Genomic DNA, 20,831 nt, shown 5'->3' on the forward strand with positions numbered 1-20,831 from the left:
CCGGCTCAGCCGGCGTAGGCCGGGGGCAGGGGAAGCCCGCGCTCAGCCATAACCGTCCGCAGCCGGGTGGGGTAATCGGTGATGATGCCGTCCACTCCCAGGTCGATCAGCGCGTTCATGTCCGCCGCCTCATTGACGGTCCAGGGAATAACGCTGAGTCCCAGGCCGTGTGCCTCGGTGATCATCGCCGGAGTGACGCTGGTGGCGATGGGGGAGACGACGTCGTACCCCAGAGACGCGGCCGCCCGGGGAACCGAACCGCCGAAGTCATCAATGTCGATGCCGCCCAGTTCCGGTGCAGCCCCCGGCTGCCCCACGCCCAGATCCTCCGGAGTCCCGGCCAGCGCCACCAGCACCAGTTCCGGGGCCATCCCGGCTACCAGGTTCAGCGTGGACCAGTCGAAGGACTGGATAGTGGTGCGTCCGGCCTTGCCTGCCGCGCGGACCTCACTGACAACCGCCTCGGTCAGCGCCGCGCTGCCCGGACCGCCGGCCAGCCCCTCTTCGACCTTGGTCTCCACATTGAACCGGACCGTGTCCGCCCCGTAGCGATCGGCGAGCGCGTACACATCACGCAGTTCCGCAATGGTGTTCCCCTGCGACACCACCTGTTCCGGGTAGCCCGGCAGCTGGGCATAACCGCAATCCAGCATCCGGATCTGCGCCAGGCTAAGCTCCGCCACCCGGTCACCCACGTAGGGAAACTCCGGATCCACGTACGTGGCCGGACCGGTGTCGGCGCACTTCTCCGGCTGGATGGTGTCGTCATGCCAGACAATCACCTTGCCGTCCTCGGTCAGGTGCGTGTCCAGCTCCAAAGTGGTTACCCCCAGTTCCAGGGAATGGGCAAACGCCGCGAGGGACTCCTCGGTGTTTTCCCCGCGCCCGCCGCGGTGGGACTGCAGATCGAAGGCCCGTTCGGTGCCGGACCGCATAACGTCCACCATCACGTCGAAGATGCGGGTGTTCTCGTACACCCCGGTGAGCATTTCGGCGCCCGGCCCCATGGCCGTCAGGGGCACGTCGTCGCCGGTGTGGCCGTTGGTGGTCCAGTCAATCCGGAACTGCTGCTCCGAACCGGCAACGTCAAAGGGTTCCTCCTGCGCCGGGCTGTCAGGATTCGTCGGGTCTGCGCCGCCCAGCGGTTCGATAACCATCCCGCCGGTCTGGTGGTCGCCGACCGTGACCAGGAGCGTATTGCCGTCCTGCTCGGCGAACTCTTTGGCCAAAGCCACCGACCGGTCAAACTCAATGCCGGACCCGATGGTGAGCGCACCGTTGTTGACGTGACTGAAGGCGTCAATGCCTTCTTCCTCCACCATCAGGAAGAAGCCGTTGCCGGACTGGTTGCCGTCCAGCACGGAGAGGGCCTTTCGCGTCATTTCCGTGAGCGGAACCGAGGGGTTGTAGGTTTCCTCGACGTCGTCGCCGTACTGGAACATTTCCTCATTGGCGAAGAGTCCCAGAATCCGGTCCCCCTGTGCTGCCTGCAGGCCCGGCAGGTCCCAGACGTATTCGTAGCCCTGGTCCATGGCTTCTTCGACCAGATTGCCTTCGGTGCCGGCGCTCTCCTCAGAGGGATCCTCGTCAGGATTGTCCGGGTACCTGCCCGGGCTGCCCTCCGGATACCAGTGGTCTTCGCCGCCGCCCAGGATGACTTCCGGGTGCGAGCTGCGCAGGAACTGTGCGGCAATGGCGCTCTGCTCGTCCCGGTCCAGGACATGTGAGCCGAACGCGGCCGGCGTGGCGTCGGTGACCTGGCTGGTGGTGACCAGCCCGGTGGACTTGCCCAGTTCCTCGGCTATTTCCAGTGCCGTGGTGACCGGCTGCCGGTCCACATCCATCCCGATGGCGCCGTTGTAGGTTTTGACACCGGTGGCCATGGAGGTGGCTGCTGCGGCGGAATCGGTGACGAACGTTTCCTCGTCCGCGGAGTTGGTGTGCACCCTGCCCACCTCGGGAAGGGTGTCCATGGCCAGTTCCCCGCTCAGGCCCACCGAAGCGAGCCGGATGGCGTCGCGCTGGCTGGTGCCCATACCGTCGCCGACCATCAGGATGACGTTGACCGACTCGTCGGTTCCGCTGTCTCCGCCACCATCCGTGGGACTGGGTGAAGGGGACGGGCTTTCCGTCGGAGAGGGGCTCCCGGTAGCTGTGGGACTTGGTGTGGAGGTAGCGGAGGGTGTCGGTGTACCGGTATGTCCCGGCCGGGTTGGATGTCCGGTGGCCGAGGGGCTGCCGGTACCACCCCCGTGTCCCGGCAGTCCCACGCCGGTTCCGCATCCTGCCAGGACGCAAATGCCCAATATCGCCGTTGATACTGCCTTAGCCGTCTTATTCATGTGGATTCCCCTGCGAGTGCCTAGCGGTGAAGGTCCCCCTGACGCGTGCAACACTCTGTACCGGCTTCCGGGGAGTCAACCGAAGTGAGGCAAACCGGTTCCTCCGGCAGCCTGTTTAGGCTGCGGCAGGGGAGGCCGCGGGCAGGGAAGCGTGTACCGGCGGGCAGGTTATTCGAAGGGAGACGGGTCTCCGGTTCCGCGTCGGACCACTTCCGGGGCGCCGCTGGAGAAATCAATGACGGTGGTGGGATCAGGGCCGCAGAAACCGGAGTCGATGACGGCATCCACCTGGTGGTCCAGGCGCTCCTTGATTTCCCAGCCCTCGGTCATCGGTTCCTCGTCTCCGGGCAGCAGCAGCGTGCTGGAGAGCAGGGGCTCGCCCAGGCCGGCGAGGATGGACTGGACCACGGCGTTATCCGGGATGCGTACTCCCACCGTCCGCTTCTTGGGATGCGAGAGCCAGCGGGGAACGTCCTTCACGGCCGGCAGGATAAAGGTGTAGCTGCCCGGGGTGGCGGCCTTAACGCTGCGGAACACCGAGTTATCCAGCTGCACAAACTGGCCCAGCTGTGCGAAGTCCCGGCAGACAAGGGTGAAGTGGTGCTTCTCATCCAGCCTGCGGAGCTGGCGGATGCGTTCCACTCCCTCCCGGTTGCCCAGCTGGACGCCCAGCGCGTAACAGGAGTCTGTGGGATAGGCGATGAGGCCCCCGGAGCGGATGGTATCCACTATCTGGTTGATGGACCGCGGCTGCGGATTGTCGGGGTGGACGTCATAGTATCTGGCCATGGTCAAAGCCTACCGGCGGAGCAGGCTCTGCACCCCGTAGCTGTTCCACAGCGGCACCCAGCGCAGCGAGTGCCTTCGGTCCCACGTGTCCCTCGTCCTCGATGACCGTGAGGCGGCTGGAGGGCCAGTGCCGGTGCAACTCCCAGGCCGTACCTACGGGACTGCCGACATCCCGCCGCCCGTGGATCAGCCGGGCCGGGATGCCGTCCAGCTCCCGCACCCGGGCCAGGATCGCCGCCTCTCCGGGCAGGAAGCCGTCCTGCGCCCAGTAGCGGGTAGTCAACAGCGCGAACGTCACCAGGCTGCGCTCGCCGTCGAACCGGGGACCGGCCGGCGCACCGGGTTCCAAAGCGGCAACTGCGGATTCCCACTGCAGCCAGGCTCCGGCGGCGGCAAGGGCATCCGTCCGGTCCTCTCCTGCCAGGCGGCGGGCGTACGCTTCAACGGTTCTCTCGCCGGCGACGGCGAGGGCATCCCGGCTGAAGCGGGCCAGGGATTCGGGGCAGAACCGCCCGACGCCGCCGGTGATCCAGTCCACCTCGGCGCGGCTGGTGGTGGTGACGGCGGCCATGGCCAGCCCAATGACGCGGTCCGGGTGCCGGAGGGTATAGGCCATCGCCAGGGTGCTGCCCCAGGATATTCCGGTGACTATCCACCGGCTGATCCCCAGGCTGGTCCGCACCGCTTCGATGTCGGCGATCAGCGTCTGGGTGGTGTTCAGGTGCAGGTGCCCGGGATCATCCTGTGCGGCCGGAGTGCTGCGGCCGCAGCCTCGCTGGTCGATCCCGATGGTGTAAAAAAGCCGTGGATTGTGCAGGCTGCGGTAGCCGCCGGAACCGAGCGAACTGCCAGGGCCGCCGTGCAGGTACAGGACCGCGGTGCCGGCCGGGTTGCCGCTGCCCTCCCAGTAAATGCGGGCATGGGGCACCTGTACCCATCCGTGGCTCCCGCTGTCCGGAATACTCCCCATCGCTACGCCACCGGGTCTGTTCCCCGGTGCAGCTCCCGGCGAAGGGTGACAACAGAATGCGCGGCGGTCCTTATCCGGGTGCCGGAGTGCGGGATGCCCCCGCCCATCCGCCGGACTGCTGCCAGCCAGATGCAGACCGCCCGCTCAGAAAGCCAGACGGGTGCCCAGAGGGCCGCCGTCGGTGGAAACACCCGGCTTCCGCCGCCGCGCCGGCGGCCGTATTCTGCCGCCGCAACGGCAATGCCGGCGAAACCGGCCAACCGGCGCGGCCGGCGAAGGCACCAGGTCAGCAGGGGGAGGAGGGATAGCTCGGCCGACAGGCGCAAGGGCTGGGCAAAACCGTCGTAGGCCTGGCGGACCCGCTGGCTGAAGAACCGGCGGGCCGAGCAGGGGAGCCGGGCGATATGCAGGTCACCGGCGCGTGCCTCGCGGCCCCCTGCCGCCTTGACCGTGCGCAGCAGTTCCAGATTCTCGAACAGTACGTCTCCGCTGTAGCCGCCGGTGCGTCGCAGGAGCTCCGCACGCACGCCCAGCGTTCCGGGGTAGTCCGAACCGAAGGCGCGATTCAGCAGGATGCGGCCGGTGTCCCATTTGGCATGCCACGGCAGCGGGGCGGGGAAATAGTTCTGCGGACGGACGACGTCGGCGTCCGCGAGCAGCGCAAGCACGCGGCTGAGCGCGGACGGCGTGTAGCGGACGTCGTCGTCGGCAATAATCAGGTACTCCGCCCGGGTCAGGTCCAGGCCGGTCAGGACTCCGTCAACTTTGCCGTTGAGGCATTCGGGGTGGGCGGTGCGGCAATGCCGCACCGCCGGCGGGAACGCCCGGCCATGCACCGCGAAGCGTTCCTCGTCGGAGCCGTCCACCACCAGCACCGGCAGATGGGTGCACAGCACTTCGAGGTATCCACACAGCTCTTCCAGGCCGCTGTCCTCAGTCCATTTAAGCGGCAGGATGTATTCGGCGTTTGTCCGGGGACGGGCGTCCATGCCAGAGAAGATAACCGGACCGGCAGGTGCTAAGCAAGCTTAGTAATACCGTAGGCTGGGACACATGGAGAAGCGCGACTTTTTCCCCGGAGATACCCGCAGCATGCGCGAGCGGATGCTTGCCGGCGATCCCTACCTTGCCGGCGATCCCTACGTTGCCGACGAGCCGGAGCTGGCCGCAGACAGCCGGCGTGCCATGGAGCTGGCCGACCGCTACGCCCGCACCTGGCCCACGGACCAAAGCGCAGCACAGCACATCCTGGCGGAGTGAGTGTGGGGGAGAACAGCGTGGTGGGGGCCGGCGCCGTCGTCACACGCGATGTGCCGCCCAATACCGTTGTGGCAGGCAACCCGGCCAAACCCCTGCGGACGCTCTAGGCCTGTCCAAAGTGCGGGTACGGCACGGTAATCGGCCGCAGCCCGAAGCACGCCCCCAAGCCGGCCTGACCGCGCAAAAACGCGGTGTCCGGCGCCGTCGTGACGCTCCCGGGAACCCCGTGGTCCGCGGCGCGCCGGAAAAGTCAATAGAATAGATGTAAGCACCGCAGCCGACGGCCCTGCTCTGGCCGCACCACAGACTTCCGGAATGCCGCCGTACGGCTGCCATTCCACTTTGCAATCCCGATCCCCAACGAAAGAAAATCATCCGTGAATAGAACACCTGCCGTCCTAAAAGCCCCCCGGGAACTCGCCAAGGGAACCATGCGAGTCATGAATCTTGGCGGCCTCGGCGAAATCGGCAGGAACATGACCGTTTTCGAATTCGACGGCAAGCTGCTGATTGTTGACTGCGGCGTCCTCTTCCCCGAAGAGGAACACCCCGGCGTCAACCTCATCCTGCCCGACTTCACCGCCATCCGTGACCGCCTGCAGGACGTTGTTGCCGTTGTCCTGACCCACGGCCACGAAGACCACATCGGCGGTGTCCCGTACCTGCTGCGCGAGCGTTCGGACATCCCCATCGTGGGCTCCAAGCTGACCCTGGCGTTCATCGAGGCCAAGCTGAAGGAACACCGGATCAAGCCCAAGCTGATCCAGGTCAAGGAAGGCGACCGCCGCACCATCGGCGGCTTCGACCTGGAGTTCCTGGCCGTGAACCACTCCATCCCGGACGGCCTGGCCATTGCCATCCGCACCGCCGCCGGCATGGCACTGCACACCGGTGACTTCAAGATGGACCAGTTCCCGCTGGACCGCCGCATCACCGACCTCACAGGCTTCGCCCGGCTCGGCGTGGAAGGCGTGGACCTGTTCCTCACCGACTCCACCAACGCCGAGGTTCCCGGCTTTATGGCCTCGGAAAAGGAACTGGCCCCGGCTATCGACACGGTGTTCCGCACCGCACCGCGCCGCATCATTGTTTCCAGCTTCGCCAGCCACATCCACCGCATCCAGCAGGTCATCGACGCGGCATCGCGCTACAACCGCAAGGTCTCCTTCGTGGGCCGCTCGATGATCCGCAACATGACCATCGCCGAGGAACTGGGCTACCTGAACATCCCCAAGGGCATCCTGGTGGACTTCAAGTCCCTGCAGCGCACCGATGACCACAAGGTGGTGCTGATCTGCACCGGTTCGCAGGGCGAGCCTATGGCCGCGCTGTCCCGGATGGCCAACAAGGACCACCAGATCCGTATCCACGAGGGCGACACCGTGCTGATGGCCAGCTCGCTGATCCCGGGTAACGAGAACGCCATCTACGGCATCATCAACAACCTGACCAAGATCGGCGCCAACGTGGTGCACAAGGGCAATGCCAAGGTGCACGTCTCCGGCCACGCCAGCGCCGGCGAACTCGCCTACTGCTACAACATCGTCAAGCCGCGCAACGTGATGCCGGTGCATGGCGAATGGCGTCACCTCAAGGCCAACGGAGCCATCGCAGAGGCAACCGGCATGGATCCCCGAGACGTCGTCATCGCCGAAAACGGCATGACCGTTGACCTGCGCCGCGGCCGGGCCACGATCTCCGGGAAACACCAGGTGGACCTGGTCTTCGTGGACGGCGACAGCGTTGGCCACACCACCGAGGAAACCCTGAAGGAGCGCATGCAGCTGGCCGAGGAGGGCGCCGTGACGGTGCTGGCCCTGGTCGACGCCGATACCGGCACCATTGCCGAGCCTGCCGAGTTCTTCACCAAGGGCTTTACCGTGAAGTCAGAGGACCTGAAGAAGGCCGAGGAAGCCGTGGAGAAGGCCCTGGCCAACGCGGCCTCCGGCAGCCGCCGCGGACCCAAGGGCGAGGACCTCGAAGACGTCATCGAGCGCGCCGTCGCCAACTGGATGCGCCGGTTCTACAACCGCACGCCGGCCATCACGGCGATTGTTGTTGACGCGTAGCTAGCCCCGGGACCCGTCCCGCGCTCCGGCCCGCAGTGATTACGCTGCGGGCCGGACTTCGTTAACCGGGGCTGCAAGCCGCCCTGCCGTGTGATTTTTTTCTCCCTGCGACGCTCGGCAGTCCGGCCCCGGCGGCCCGGCGACACGGCGCGGGGTGCCCGCTGAACCCCGTCAGTACGCGGCAGGACGGCGGACGGCAGGCCGGCGCGCGCGCCCCGCAGCGCGCTTCCGGGCATCCGCCGGTGCCGCAGCGCTCACAGGAAAAACCGATAACTTAGCCGGATGCAAGCCCCCAAACCCTCGTTCCTGGAACGACTCACGCTGCCCGCACGGGTGGCAGCCTTCTTCCTCGTCAGCCTGCTGGCCGGCGTGCTGGCCGCCGCCACCCTGATTCCCGTGGCAGCCGTGGCGGCCACCGGAACGGACATGACCGTGGAGGTACTGGACCAGCTGCCGGACGAGCTTGAAACCGGCCCGTTGGACGAGGGGTCGAAGATTTACAGCGCCGACGGAGTCCTGCTGGCCACGTTCTACGCGCAGAACCGTGTCCCGGTTACCCTGGACCAGATTTCGCAGAGCATGCAGGATGCGATTGTCTCCATCGAGGACGCACGCTTCTTCGATCACAACGGCATTGACTTCAAGGGTGTGGCCCGCGCGGTGGCTTCCAACGCCAGCGGCAGCGACACCCAGGGTGCCTCCACGCTGACCATGCAGTACGTCAACAACGTCCTGATCAACCGCGATATTGCAGCGGGCAAGGGTGGCAGTGACCTGACCCTGAGTGGCACCAAGGACCTGGGCGACAAGCTGCGTGAAGCCAAGCTCGCCGTCGCCGTGGAGAAGCAGTACACCAAGGAGGAAATCCTTGAGGGCTACCTGAACATTGTGCTGTTCAGCGGGCAGACCTACGGTGTGGAAGCCGCGGCCCGCAGCTTCTTCGGTGTGCCGGCGTCCCAGCTGACCCCGGCACAGTCGGCCATGCTGGCCGGAATGGTGCAGTCACCAAGCCACTACAACCCCTTTACCAACCCCGAGGGGACGCAGGCCCGCCGGGACACGGTCCTGGCGGCGATGCTGAAGAACGGCAAAATCAGCCAGGCCGAGTATGAGCAGGCCGTGGCCACGGGCCTGGACCTGAACCCCCAGACCGTTACCTCCGGCTGCACCGGCGCCGAAACCGCCCAGTACTTCTGCAGCTACGTGGAGCAGACCATCCTGCAGTCCGAAGCCTTCGGCGCCGACGTCCAGGACCGCGCCAAGCTTCTGGCGCGCGGCGGACTGACCATCCGCACCACCCTTGACTCCCGGCTGCAGTCGGAGGCGCAGGCACAGATCGAGGCACAGGTTCCAGTCGGGGATGCATCCGGCGCCGGTTCGGCAATGGTGTCCGTTGAGCCGGGCACCGGGAAGATCCTGGCCATGGCGCAGAACACCGTGTACACGCCGGAACCCGGGGCCGGCAGGACCCAGCTGAACTTCAACGTGGATGCGGATATGGGCGGGACCCCCTACGGGTTCCAGCCCGGATCCACCATGAAACCCTTCACCACGGCCCAGTGGCTGAAATCCGGCCGGAGCCTCAGCGACACCATCGACGCGACCCGCACGTCCTATCCCGCCGGGTTCGACTGGCAGGCGAAATGCCTGGGTGCAAACACCGAGTTTGATGAATGGAAGTTCAAAAACGCCAGCGAGGGCTTCGAACGGCCGATGACCGTCAGCCAGGGCCTCACCCAGTCAGTGAACACCGCCACGGTGGCGCAGGCAGCGCTGCTGGACCTGTGCGATATCAGGGATACCGCCACCAGCATGGGTGTGCACCGGGCAGTCGACGGGGAACCCCTGGAGGTCACGAGCCCGTCCTTTGTGCTCGGCGGACAGGAAGTTTCCCCGCTGACCATGGCCGCGGCCTACGCCACGTTCGCCAGCGGCGGGCAATACTGCGAGCCGACGGCGCTGACCGAGGTCACCGACGGCCGCGGCAACTCATATGAGGTTCCGGGTGAAAACTGCAGCCGTGCCATCTCCGAGGACGTGGCCGCCGCGGTTACCCTGCCGCTGCAGAACCTGGTCAACGGATCGCCGGGCAGCATCAGCCCCATCGGTGTGCCTGCAGCCGCCAAGACCGGTACCACCGACCAGTCTGAACAGACCTGGACGGTGGGTTACACCACGGGTATCGCCACGGCGTCCTGGGTGGGCAACTGGAACTCCTACACGTCCCTGAACAACCAGGAAATCAACGGGGTTACCCGTTCCTACGTGGACGGATCAGCCCTCGCCGGCGCCCAGTGGACGCAGTACATGAAGGCCGTGGCAGGTCTTTACGCAGCGGACGCCTTCCCCGCAGTTCCGGCAGAGCTGCGCTAGCCGCCGCAGCTCCCGGCCGGCGGCTTGCACCTGCGGGCCGGCTGATAATGGCAGACTGGACCAGGACGCGAGGACTACTGAAAGGTCACCTGTTACATGAGGACGCCGGACTGGGTGCAGCACGCTGTGTGGTGGCACGTCTACCCGCTGGGCTTTACCGGAGCCGAAAAAACGCCGGGCGATATGGCAGCCGGCGGGGATCCGGCGGTTGCGCAGCCCGTGCAGCACCGGTTGCCGCACCTGGCGGACTGGCTGGACTATCTGGTGGAGATGGGCGCGTCCGGCCTTGCCCTCGGCCCCGTGTTTGCCTCCGAATCCCACGGGTACGACACCACCGACTATTACCGGATTGATCCCCGGCTCGGCGACGACGCCGATTTCGACGAGCTGGTCCGTGCGGCCCGGGCCCGCGGTATCCGCGTTCTGCTGGACGGGGTGTTCAACCACACCGGCCGCAGCTTTGCCCCGTTTATGGAGGCACTGGAGAAGGGGCCTGCCGCGGAGACAGCCGGCTGGTTCCACCTGGACTGGCCGGACGGATGGAAACCCGGAACCGAACCGCAGTATGGCGACTTCGAGGGGCACCACCACCTGGTGGCGCTGAATCACGGCGAACCCGCGGTAGCGGATTTTGTGGCCGATGTGATGAAGCACTGGCTCAGGCGCGGGGCTGACGGCTGGCGGCTGGACGCCGCGTACGCCGTACCCTCAGAGTTCTGGGCACGCGTGCTCACCGAGGTCAGGGCCGAATTCCCGGAGGCCTATTTTGTGGGGGAGTACATCCACGGCGACTACCCGGCCGAGGTTCGCGCGGGAAAACTGGACGCAGTGACCCAGTACGAGCTGTGGAAGGCAGTCTGGAGCTCGCTTAGTGACGCCAACTTCTACGAACTTGCGGCTGCCTTGGAGCGGCACAACACGTTCCTGGACAGCTTCGTGCCGCTGACCTTCGTGGGCAACCATGACGTGACGCGCATTGCCAGCCGGCTGGCGCCGTCGGGCAGGCTGGCGCAGGCGGTGGTGCTGTTGCTGACCCTGCCGGGCACGCCTGCCATTTATTACGGCGACGAGCAGGGCTACCGGGGCATCAAGGAGGAGCGTGCCGGAGGGGACGACGACATCCGGCCGCTGTTCCCTGCCACCCCCGACGGACTTTCCGATGTCGGCGCGCCGCTGTACCGGCTGCACCGCGAACTGATCGGGCTGCGCCGCCGGCATGCCTGGGTCCACGCGGCCCGCACCCGGGTGCATTCGCTGAGCAATGAGCAGATTGTCTACGAGGTGTACGACGCCGGGAACTCACTGTTCGTGGCGCTGAATGCCTCCGCCGCAGCCGGGCATATTCCGGTGCCGGCCGCAGCCCGGGACGTCCTCGCCGGCGAGGGTGGGCTGGACGTCCCGGGTAGGCAGCTGTCCCTGCCCGGCGGCGGATGGGCCGTGCTTGGTACTGCTGCCGGCTAGTACAGCTTGATGGTGCCGCCGTCGGCCATCAGGGTCTGGCCCGTCAGGTACTGCGAATCATCGCTGGCCAGGAACACCACAATTGGTGCAATGTCGGTTTCCGGATCACCCAGCCGGCCCAGCGGTACGCCGTCGACAACCTCCTGATAGGCGTCCGGGAAGGCCTTGGCCCACTGCACAATGCCCGGTGTCAGCGCCACGGGGGAGACCACGTTGACGCGGATACCGTCCGCCGCCCACTCGTTGGCGGCCGTGCGGGAGATGGCGCGGATGGCTTCCTTGGCCGCCGCGTAGGCAACCTGGTTGGGCAGGCCCTTGATACCCGCCCCCGAGCCGAAGTTGATGATGCTGCCGCCGGTCTTTTTCAGCTCGGGATAGGCGGCCCGCATCAGGTGGAAGGTGGCCATGGTGCCCGTGTTGAAGGACAGGTCCCACATTTCCTGCGTGGTTTCCATGATCGGCGCCTGCTTGGAGGCATGGGCGTTGTTCACCAGGATGTCCAGCCCGCCGAAGCGTGCCACCGTTTCGGCCACAATGGCTGCGGCGTTCTCGGCCTTGGAGATGTCCTTCGCGATGAATATGACCTCGCCTTTGCCTTCGAGGTCGGCCAGCAGCTTGTCGCCCTGCGCCTGGTCGATGTCCACTACCGCAACCTTGGCGCCCTCGGCGAGGAACCGCCGGACAATTCCCTGCCCGATCCCGCCGGCCCCGCCGGTAATGATCGCTGTCCGGTTACTGAGTTTCATCCTTATTCCTTCCGTGTCGCAGAACCCGTTGGCAGGTCCTGGGCCTGTGCCAGTGTCTGTTCGACGCCGGCAATAAAGTTGGCAACGAAGAAGTCCAGGGAACGGCGTGACCCGGCATAGGTGATGCCCTGCTGCTGGAAACGGGCCGCCCGCGGGTGCCGGGCCACCGCTGTGCCGTCCTTCCACTCGCCCTGTCCGCCGTCCGCGGGCGCCGGCTGTCCATCGAAGGCCGGGCCGTAGTGGGCTGCCGCCGTAATGGCCGAAGTGCCTATCACGGCGGCGGAAATTCCCAGCAGGCAGTCGAAGCCCTGCTCCTCGCTCAGGCCGGCTGAGGCGAGCGTGGCAAGTATCCGTTCCACGTCCCCGGGGCTGGCCATGTTCACCAGCCTGCGCGGAGTGAGCACAATGCGCAGCAGCCAGCGGTGTGCCGTGAACGCTTCCCACTGCGCCTCTGCCATGTGGGCCAGCACCTGCTGCCAGGTGTGGGTCCCGGGGCCAAGCAGGGAGAATTCGGCGGTGGCCGCCCCGGCCATCATCAGCAGCAGGTCATTGCGGTCTGCCACGTGCCGGTACAGGGCCATGGCCGAGACGCCCAGGTCACCGGCAACGCGCCGCATGCTCACGGCATCGAGGCCTTCGGCGTCGGCTATCGCGACGGCGGCTGCAGCGATACCGTCCGGGGTCAGCGGGTTTTTCCGGGACACGGGCGTGCCTTTCTGCGAATAAGATCGGTGCTTCAAGTTTACGGCGTACACGCCACGGAGATGCGCATCCTGTTCGCCGCTGCGGCGCCGCGTTATGGGTATTTCGTAAGGGTTTGCGGCGGGGCCGTAAGGAAAGCGTTAGGAACGGCGCCGGGGCGCCCTGCGGAGGTTTCTAATCGAATGCGGCACAAGGCGTGCCCGTGCTGCCGTTGCGGCGGCACGCTGATTCGGCTGGGGGCAATTCCTGTGCTTGACGTTTTATTTGTGCTGGGCTTCGCAGGGCTATTCGCTGCGTTTGTCCTGATGGTCGGGGCGGTGGAAAGACTGTGATCGTCTTTAACATCCTGGCGCTTTGCCTCGGGGCGGCCGCAGCCGGCTACCTTCTGGTGGCCCTCATCCGACCGGAGCGGTTCTGATGGGCGGGTGGGCAACGCTTGCCCAGGTGCTCAGCCTGCTTCTCCTGCTGGCCCTGGTCCACCGGCCCCTCGGCGACTACATGGCCCGGCTCTATTCCTCCGATCAACATCTTCGGATAGAACGCGGTTTTTACCGCCTGATCGGCGTGGACGGTTCCTCCGGCCAGGCCTGGCAGAGCTACCTGCGCGGCGTCCTGGCCTTCTCCGGAGCCAGCATGCTCCTGCTCTATGTGCTGCAGCGGGTCCAGCCGCTGCTGCCGGGTTCGCTCGGCCTTCCTGCCGTCCCCGAGGCCCTTTCCTTTAACACGGCTGCCTCCTTCGTGGCCAATACCAACTGGCAGTCCTATTCACCCGAAGCCACCATGGGCTATGCGGTGCAGATGACCGGACTCGCAGTGCAGAACTTCCTCTCGGCGGCCGTCGGGCTGGCCGTGGCCGTGGCCCTGATCCGCGGACTGGCCGGGCGCAACTGCGCCACCATCGGCAACTTCTGGGTGGACCTGACCCGCGGCGTCCTGCGGCTGCTGCTCCCCGGGGCATTCCTGGCCGCCATTGTCCTTATGGTTGGCGGGGTGATCCAGAACTTCAACGGCTTCAGCTCCGTCACCACGCTGCTGGGCGGAACCGCCACCATCCCCGGCGGGCCGGTGGCCTCGCAGGAAGCCATCAAGCTGCTGGGCACCAACGGAGGCGGGTTTTTCAACGCCAACTCCGCGCATCCGTTCGAAAACCCCGGCGGCTGGACCAACCTGGTGGAAATCTTCCTGATGCTTCTCATCCCGTTCAGCCTGCCCCGCACCTTCGGCACCATGGTGGGCGACCGCCGGCAGGGCTACGCCATCCTGACCGCTATGGCCGGGATCTTCACGGTGTCGCTCGCAGCCATGACAGCCTTCGAATTCGGTGCGGCTGACGGCGCCGCCGGGTCCATGGAGGGCAAGGAGCAGCGCTTCGGGATAGCCGCCTCCACGCTCTTCGGTTCCACCAGCACGCTCACGTCCACCGGAGCAGTGAACGCCATGCATGACAGTTTCAGCCCGCTGGGCGGAATGATGGCCATGCTGAACATGATGCTCGGCGAGGTGGCCCCCGGCGGCGTCGGCTCCGGGCTCTACGGCATGCTGATCCTGGCAGTGGTTACGTCCTTCGTGGCCGGCCTCCTGGTAGGCCGCACCCCCGAATACCTCGGCAAGAAAATCGGGCCGAAGGAAATCAAGCTCGCCAGCCTCTACATCCTCACCATGCCCACCCTGGTCCTGGTGGGAACGGCACTGAGTTTCGCCGTACCGGCCATCCGGGCCGACATTGAAGGCACCTCCATCCTGAACACCGGGCTGCACGGCTTCAGTGAGGTCCTGTACGCCTTCACCTCGGCAGCCAACAACAACGGTTCGGCGTTCGCGGGCCTTACTGCCAACACCCCGTGGCTGAACACGGCCCTAGGCGTGGCCATGCTCGTCGGACGCTTCCTGCCGATGATCTTCGTTCTCGCACTGGCCGGGGCCTTCGCGGAGCAGGGCAAGGTCCCTGCCACCTCAGGAACCCTGCCCACCCACCGGCCGCAATCCGTGACGCTGCTGTGCGGCGTCACCGTGATTGTGACTGCCCTGACCTTCTTTCCCGTACTCGCGCTGGGTCCCCTGGCGGAAGGACTGCACTAACCATGTCCACACTTACCAAACCCCGAGAATCCGAACAGGCCGGTACCCCGGCCCCGGTGCGCCGCGGCGTCACCGCGGGATCGCTGGCGGCCGGCCTGCCCGGAGCTTTCCGGAAGCTGGACCCCCGGCTTATGGTCCGCACGCCGGTGATGTTCATTGTCGAAGCCGGAGCCGTCCTGATCACGGCCATCGCCGTGGCCGAACCCTTCCTCGGCGGGCCGGCGGATTCCGGCGGCACCGCCGTCCCCGGAGCCTTCTCCTGGCTGATCGCGGGTTGGCTTTGGGCCACCGTTATCTTCGCCAACCTCGCGGAATCCGTGGCCGAGGGACGGGGCAAGGCGCAGGCAGCCAGCCTGCGCAACAGCCGTGCCACCACCACCGCCTACCGGGTGGACGGGTATGACGCAGCCCGAGATCCGGCCGCTTTGGGGGCACCAGTGGCCGAAGTCCCCTCTGCCGACCTGGCCCTGGACGACGTCGTGGTGGTCGAAGCAGGACAGGTCATCCCGGGCGACGGCGACATCATTGACGGTATTGCCTCCGTGGATGAATCCGCCATTACCGGTGAATCCGCTCCGGTGGTCCGTGAATCCGGCGGGGACCGTTCGGCCGTCACCGGCGGCACCCGCGTCCTGTCGGACCGGATCGTCGTACGGATCACGTCCAGGCACGGTGAAACGTTCGTGGACCGGATGATCCGGCTGGTGGAAGGCGCCGCCCGGCAGAAAACGCCCAACGAGATTGCCCTGGATATCCTGCTGGCCACGCTGTCCCTGGTCTTTATCGTGGTGGTGCTGACCCTCAACCCGCTGGCAGGCTACTCGTCCGCCACGGTCAGCATCCCCGTGCTGGTGGCACTTCTGGTGTGCCTGATCCCCACCACCATCGGCGCGCTGCTCTCCGCCATCGGCATTGCCGGCATGGACCGCCTGGTCCAGCGCAACGTCCTGGCCATGTCCGGCCGCGCAGTGGAGGCAGCCGGCGACGTCACCACCCTGCTGCTCGACAAGACCGGCACCATCACCTACGGCAACCGCCAGGCCGCCGGTTTCATCCCGATCAACGGCACCGAAAGCACCGACCTGATTGACGCCGCCGTGCTGTCCTCCTTCGGCGATCCCACCCCGGAGGGCAAGTCCATCGTGGACCTGGCCGCAGCGAAGGGGTGCCGGCCCGAACCGCCCGCCGGATCCGTCAGCGTTCCCTTCACTGCGCAGACCCGGATGAGCGGCATGGACTTCCCCGACGGGGCGAAGATCCGCAAGGGCGCCTCCTCCGCCATCCTGGACTGGACGGCGGAATCCGGCGGCATCGACGTCGACGTGCTGATTGCCGTTGAAGACCGGGTAAAGAGAATCTCCACGGGCGGCGGCACACCGCTGCTGGTGGCGGTCCGGGACGCCGACGGCGGCACCCGGGTGCTCGGCGTCGTCCACCTGAAGGACGTGGTCAAGGAGGGCCTGAAGGACCGTTTCGCGCAGCTGCGCGCCATGGGCATCCGCACGGTGATGATCACCGGTGACAATCCCTACACCGCCAGGGCCATTGCGGCCGAGGCAGGGGTGGATGACTTCCTCGCGGAAGCGACGCCCGAGGACAAGATGGCCCTGATCCGGCGTGAACAGGAGGGCGGCCACCTGGTCGCCATGACCGGTGACGGCACGAATGACGCCCCGGCCCTGGCCCAGGCCGACGTCGGCGTGGCAATGAATACCGGCACCTCCGCGGCGAAGGAAGCGGGCAATATGGTGGACCTGGACTCCGACCCCACCAAGCTGATCGACATTGTCGGTATCGGTAAACAGCTGCTCATCACGCGCGGTGCGTTGACCACTTTCTCCATCGCGAACGACATTGCCAAGTACTTCGCGATCATCCCGGCGATGTTCGTGGGGGTGTTCCCGGGCCTGTCCGCACTGAACCTGATGCAGCTGCATTCACCCGCCTCGGCAATCCTGTCCGCGGTCATCTTCAACGCGGTGATCATCGTGGCGCTGATCCCGCTGGCACTGCGGGGCGTGAAGTACCGGGCCGCCGGATCCTCCTCGATCCTTAGCCGGAACCTGCTGGTCTACGGTGTGGGCGGCGTGATCGCGCCGTTCATCGGCATCAAGGCCATCGACCTGCTGATCAGCCTTCTCCCGGGCTTCTGACATGGCACCCCTTAACCGCACAGCACGCAGCACACCTCTGACCAGGAGCAGTAAATGAACCCCGTCCGCAGCAGTATGCGCCAACTTGGCGTCTCCCTCCGGGCACTGGCGGTGCTCACTGTTCTCCTCGGCGTGGTGTATCCGCTGACAGTCGCCGGAATCGGACAGGCCGCCCTGCACGGCCGGGCCAACGGCTCGTTGGTCAGCAGCGGCGGCACGGACGTGGGATCGGCGCTGATCGGGCAGTCCTTCACTGACGCCGACGGCGCCGCCCTGCCGCAGTGGTTCCAGTCCCGGCCTTCGGCAGCGGGGGACGGGTATGACGGCGGCGCCTCCAGCGGCTCCAACCTCGGCCCGCTGAATGAGGACCTGGCTGCTGCCGTGGCGGAGCGGCGGGCCGCCGTGGCCGAGCTGGAGGCGGTGGTGCCGGCAGATGTTCCCGCCGAGGCAGTCACCGCGTCGGGGTCCGGGCTGGATCCGCACATCAGCCCCGAGTACGCCCGGATGCAGGTGGACCGGGTGGCCGCCGAACGCGGCCTGGACCCGGCCCGGGTCCAGGCACTCGTGGATGATGCCACGCAGGCTCCGTTCGCAGGGATCCTCGGACTGCGCACCGTTAACGTGTTGCTTTTGAACATTTCACTGGCGGAGCTGGACACTTAGTCCATGACGCGGGGACAACTGAGGGTATTCCTGGGGGCGGCGCCCGGGGTGGGGAAGACCTACGCCATGCTCGAGGAAGGGCGCCGCCTCCGCAGCGAGGGGGCGGACGTCGTCGTCGCGCTGGTGGAGACCCACGGCCGTGCAGCGACAGCTGCCCAGGCCGAGGGCCTGGAGACAGTCCCGCGCGCCGTCCTGCACCACCGCGGGCTGGAGCTCACGGAGCTGGACCTGGACGCCGTGCTGGCCCGCGCCCCGGAGTATGCGCTGGTGGACGAACTGGCCCATACCAATGTCCCCGGACTGAAGCATGAAAAGCGGTGGCAGGACGTGCAGGCCCTGCTCGATGCCGGGATCAACGTCCTGTCCACCGTGAACATCCAGCACGTCGATTCGCTTAATGACGTGATCGAGCAGATCACCGGCACCCTGCAGGCCGAAACCGTGCCGGACGCCGTCCTGCGCGAGGCCGAACAGGTGGAACTGGTGGACCTGGCGCCGCAGTCCCTGCGGGGACGGCTGGCCGACGGGGTGATCTACCCGGCCGAACGCGTGGACGCCGCGCTGTCCAACTACTTCAGGCTGGGCAACCTCACCGCGCTGCGCGAGCTGGCCCTGCTGTGGCTGGCGGACGAGGTGGACTCGGCACTGAACCGGTACCGTGCGGAACAGGGCATTCACCGTAAATGGGAAGCCCGGGAACGGGTTGTCGTAGCCCTGACCGGCGGCCCCGAAGGACGAACGCTGCTGCGCCGGGGTGCGCGGATAGCCGCCCGGTCGGCCGGCGGGAAACTGCTGGCCGTCCACATTGCCGGTGCGGACGGACTGCGCGGAGCAGAGCCCGGGGAGCTGGCGGCGCAGCGGATCCTGGCGGAAAAACTGGGCGGCACCTTCCACCAGGTGGTGGGCCACGACATTCCCAAGGCACTGGTGGACTTTGCCCGCGGCGTCAACGCCACACAGCTGGTAGTCGGCGTGAGCCGCCGCCCGCGGATTGCGGCGCTGCTCTCCGGCCCCGGGATCGGGGCCACCGTGATCCGGGAGTCGGGGGACATTGATGTCCACATCGTGTCCCACTCGGCGGCAGCACGGGCGCTGGTGCTGCCGCACTTCGGCGGTGCACTCTCCAGGCGCCGCCGCCTGCTGGGTTTTGCCCTGGCCCTGGCCGGAGGTCCGCTGCTTACCGCCGGGCTGGTGGCCGTCCGGAGCGCCGAGACCATCACCGGCGACGTCCTGAGCTACCAGCTGCTGGTGATTCTGGTGGCGCTGGTGGGCGGGATCTGGCCGGCACTGTTCGCCGCGCTGCTTTCGGGTCTCACACTGGACTTCTTCTTTATCCAGCCGCTCTACACGGTCACGGTTGCCACGCCCTCCCACATGCTGGCCCTGGGCCTGTATGTGGTGAACGCGCTGCTGGTCAGCTACGTGGTGGATGCGGCGGCGCGCCGTGCCCGCACCGCCCGGCGGTCGGCGTCGGAATCCGAACTGCTGGCTTCGGTCGCGGGCAGCGTGCTGCGGGGTGAGGATGCCCTGGCCGCCCTGGTGGGGCGCACCCGTGAGGCGTTTACCCTGGGCGCGGCGCGGCTGAGGGCGGACGGCATGGACCTGTACGCCGACGGCGACTGGCCGGCAGATCTCCCGCCGGGGGACCCGGCCTTCACCCGGCTGCCGGTGGGGGAACGCGCCTTCCTGGATCTGTGGGGGCGTGAACTGGCGGCTTCGGACCGCCGGCTGCTGGCGGTGATCACCGCCCAGCTGGAAGCGGCACTGGAGCACCGGGAACTGACCGAGACGGCCCGCGGGCTCGGGTCCCTGGCCGAGGCGGACAAGGTACGCACGGCGTTGCTGGCCGCCGTGGGACACGACCTGCGCCGGCCGCTGACGGCGGCCACCGCCGCGGTTACCGGACTGCGGGCCACGGACGTCACCTGGTCCGAGCAGGACCGCAGCGAGCTGCTTGCCACTGCCGAGGAATCACTCGCGTCCCTTTCCACGCTGGTGACCAGCCTGCTGGACGTCAGCCGGCTGCAGGCGGGGGTGGTCGGGGTAAACCTGGAGCCGCTGAATGTTGCCGATGCCGTGCTGCCGGCACTGGAGGAACTGGACCTGGGCCCGGCCGAGGTGGAACTCGGGATTCCTGTGGACGGCCGGAATGTTCTTGCCGATCCGGTGCTGCTGCAGCGGGTGCTGGTCAATCTCCTGGCTAACGCCGTACGGTTCAGCCCGGAGTCGGCCAGAGCCGTGCTGGCCGTGAGCGAGTTTTCCGGACGGGTGGAAATCCGTGTCATAGACTCGGGCCCCGGTGTCCCGGAACCACGGCAACCGGACATCTTCACGCCGTTCCAACGGCTGGGCGACACGGACAATCAAACCGGCCTGGGGCTGGGACTGGCACTGGCGAAGGGATTCACTGAAGGTATGGGCGGCACCTTGGAGGCCGAAGACACACCCGGCGGCGGGCTGACCATGGTCCTTTCGCTGCCTGCCGCGGACCGTGTGTCCGCCGGGGCAGGCGGCCTGCCGGTGGGGGCCCGATGAGGATCCTGCTGGCCGACGACGATACGCAGATACTGCGCGCCCTGCGCATCACGCTCTCCGCGTACGGGTACGAGGTGGTGACCGCCGAGAGCGGCAGTGCAGCCATCCGTAAAACCGTGGATACCCATCCTGACCTGCTGGTCCTGGACCTGGGCATGCCCGGGTTGAGCGGGATGGATGTCATCGAGGCGGTCCGCGGCTGGAGCGCGGTGCCCATCCTGGTGGTATCCGGCCGGATGGATCCTGCGGACAAGGTCCGTGCACTGGACCTCGGCGCTGACGACTATGTGACGAAGCCCTTCTCCACCGAGGAGTTGCTGGCCCGCATCCGTGCCCTGTCCCGCCGGACACCGGCCGCGGCAGGGCCGAGCGAAATATCCTTCGGCTCGGTGCGTGTCGATCTGGCTGCCCGGCGGATTATCCGGCTGCCGGACGGGTCCGACATCCGCCTTACGCCTACTGAATGGCGCCTGCTGGCGGCCCTCCTGGCACACCCGGGCATGTTGGTGACGCGGGATACCCTCCTGCACGACGTCTGGGGGCCGGGCACCACCGATACGGGCTACCTGCGGCTGTACATCGGGCAGCTGCGCCGCAAACTGGAGGTAGACCCCGGGTGTCCCGAGCATCTGCTGACCGAGCACGGCATGGGGTACCGGTTTGTGCCGTAACGGCGCTGGAAACGCAAA

General features: G+C 66.8%; 16 protein-coding genes and 1 pseudogene. 11 read left to right on the top strand and 6 right to left on the bottom strand.

The window, feature by feature from the left end; translation table 11 throughout:
- Positions 1–5: 5 nt before the first annotated feature.
- From MUK71_RS08035 to MUK71_RS08050, 4 genes are all read right to left on the bottom strand, one after another.
- Positions 6–2,051, bottom strand: a complete 2,046-nt coding sequence (locus MUK71_RS08035) for an alkaline phosphatase (protein ID WP_227927875.1) — start codon at positions 2,049–2,051, stop codon at positions 6–8.
- 459 nt (positions 2,052–2,510) lie between these two features.
- On the bottom strand, positions 2,511–3,131 hold the full coding sequence (locus tag MUK71_RS08040; protein ID WP_227902026.1) for an L-threonylcarbamoyladenylate synthase: 621 nt from the start codon (positions 3,129–3,131) through the stop codon (positions 2,511–2,513).
- On the bottom strand, positions 3,115–4,059 hold the full coding sequence (locus MUK71_RS08045; RefSeq protein WP_244802845.1) for an alpha/beta fold hydrolase: 945 nt from the start codon (positions 4,057–4,059) through the stop codon (positions 3,115–3,117). The genes MUK71_RS08040 and MUK71_RS08045 overlap by 17 nt, the downstream gene beginning before the upstream one ends.
- A 44-nt stretch (positions 4,060–4,103) precedes the next feature.
- On the bottom strand, positions 4,104–5,090 hold the full coding sequence (locus tag MUK71_RS08050) for a glycosyltransferase family 2 protein (protein WP_227927873.1): 987 nt from the start codon (positions 5,088–5,090) through the stop codon (positions 4,104–4,106).
- Positions 5,091–5,205: 115 nt separating this feature from the next.
- Between MUK71_RS08050 and MUK71_RS08055 the strand changes: the two genes are divergently transcribed.
- From MUK71_RS08055 to MUK71_RS08075, 5 genes and pseudogenes are all read left to right on the top strand, one after another.
- Positions 5,206–5,361, top strand: coding sequence for a maltose acetyltransferase domain-containing protein (locus tag MUK71_RS08055; protein WP_231709770.1), 156 nt, complete (start codon positions 5,206–5,208; stop codon positions 5,359–5,361).
- Positions 5,352–5,468 (top strand): annotated as a pseudogene (locus tag MUK71_RS16325) (sugar O-acetyltransferase); the annotation flags it as partial. The gene MUK71_RS08055 and the pseudogene MUK71_RS16325, both read left to right, overlap by 10 nt.
- Before the next feature lie 324 nt (positions 5,469–5,792).
- On the top strand, positions 5,793–7,430 hold the full coding sequence (locus tag MUK71_RS08065; RefSeq protein ID WP_227902022.1) for a ribonuclease J: 1,638 nt from the start codon (positions 5,793–5,795) through the stop codon (positions 7,428–7,430).
- 282 nt (positions 7,431–7,712) lie between these two features.
- Positions 7,713–9,803: a transglycosylase domain-containing protein gene (locus MUK71_RS08070; protein WP_227927872.1), complete on the top strand. Its 2,091-nt coding sequence runs from the start codon at positions 7,713–7,715 to the stop codon at positions 9,801–9,803.
- 96 nt (positions 9,804–9,899) lie between these two features.
- Positions 9,900–11,264 (top strand): alpha-amylase family glycosyl hydrolase, encoded by a 1,365-nt coding sequence (locus MUK71_RS08075; protein WP_227927871.1) that lies wholly within the window; start codon positions 9,900–9,902, stop codon positions 11,262–11,264.
- Here the strand turns inward: MUK71_RS08075 and MUK71_RS08080 are convergent.
- Entirely contained in the window at positions 11,261–12,010 is a 750-nt protein-coding gene (locus tag MUK71_RS08080) for an SDR family NAD(P)-dependent oxidoreductase (RefSeq protein WP_227927870.1), read from the bottom strand. The genes MUK71_RS08075 and MUK71_RS08080 overlap by 4 nt on opposite strands.
- A gap of 2 nt (positions 12,011–12,012) precedes the next feature.
- Positions 12,013–12,714 carry a TetR/AcrR family transcriptional regulator gene (locus MUK71_RS08085; protein ID WP_227927869.1) on the bottom strand — a complete coding sequence of 234 codons (702 nt, stop codon included), beginning with the start codon at positions 12,712–12,714 and terminating at the stop codon, positions 12,013–12,015.
- A gap of 326 nt (positions 12,715–13,040) precedes the next feature.
- Between MUK71_RS08085 and kdpF the strand changes: the two genes are divergently transcribed.
- Genes kdpF through MUK71_RS08110 form a run of 6 tightly spaced genes read left to right on the top strand, consistent with a single transcriptional unit; the run spans position 13,041 to position 20,813 of the window.
- Entirely contained in the window at positions 13,041–13,130 is a 90-nt protein-coding gene (gene kdpF / locus MUK71_RS16330) for a K(+)-transporting ATPase subunit F (protein ID WP_227902017.1), read from the top strand.
- Positions 13,130–14,791: a potassium-transporting ATPase subunit KdpA gene (gene kdpA, locus MUK71_RS08090; RefSeq protein WP_227927868.1), complete on the top strand. Its 1,662-nt coding sequence runs from the start codon at positions 13,130–13,132 to the stop codon at positions 14,789–14,791. The genes kdpF and kdpA overlap by 1 nt, the downstream gene beginning before the upstream one ends.
- Positions 14,792–14,793: 2 nt before the next feature.
- On the top strand, positions 14,794–16,944 hold the full coding sequence (gene kdpB / locus MUK71_RS08095; protein ID WP_227927867.1) for a potassium-transporting ATPase subunit KdpB: 2,151 nt from the start codon (positions 14,794–14,796) through the stop codon (positions 16,942–16,944).
- Between the two features lie 54 nt (positions 16,945–16,998).
- Positions 16,999–17,607, top strand: a complete 609-nt coding sequence (kdpC, locus tag MUK71_RS08100) for a potassium-transporting ATPase subunit KdpC (protein ID WP_227927866.1) — start codon at positions 16,999–17,001, stop codon at positions 17,605–17,607.
- A 3-nt stretch (positions 17,608–17,610) separates the two neighbouring features.
- The gene (locus MUK71_RS08105; protein ID WP_227927865.1) at positions 17,611–20,142 is read left to right on the top strand and encodes an ATP-binding protein; all 2,532 of its coding nucleotides are present in this window, start codon (positions 17,611–17,613) and stop codon (positions 20,140–20,142) included.
- Positions 20,139–20,813: a response regulator gene (locus MUK71_RS08110; protein WP_227927864.1), complete on the top strand. Its 675-nt coding sequence runs from the start codon at positions 20,139–20,141 to the stop codon at positions 20,811–20,813. Before MUK71_RS08105 ends, MUK71_RS08110 begins: the two co-directional genes overlap by 4 nt.
- Positions 20,814–20,831: the final 18 nt, after the last annotated feature.

Origin of the sequence: Arthrobacter zhangbolii, from assembly GCF_022869865.1 — a bacterium.
GTDB classification, from domain to species: Bacteria; Actinomycetota; Actinomycetes; order Actinomycetales; family Micrococcaceae; genus Arthrobacter_B; species Arthrobacter_B zhangbolii.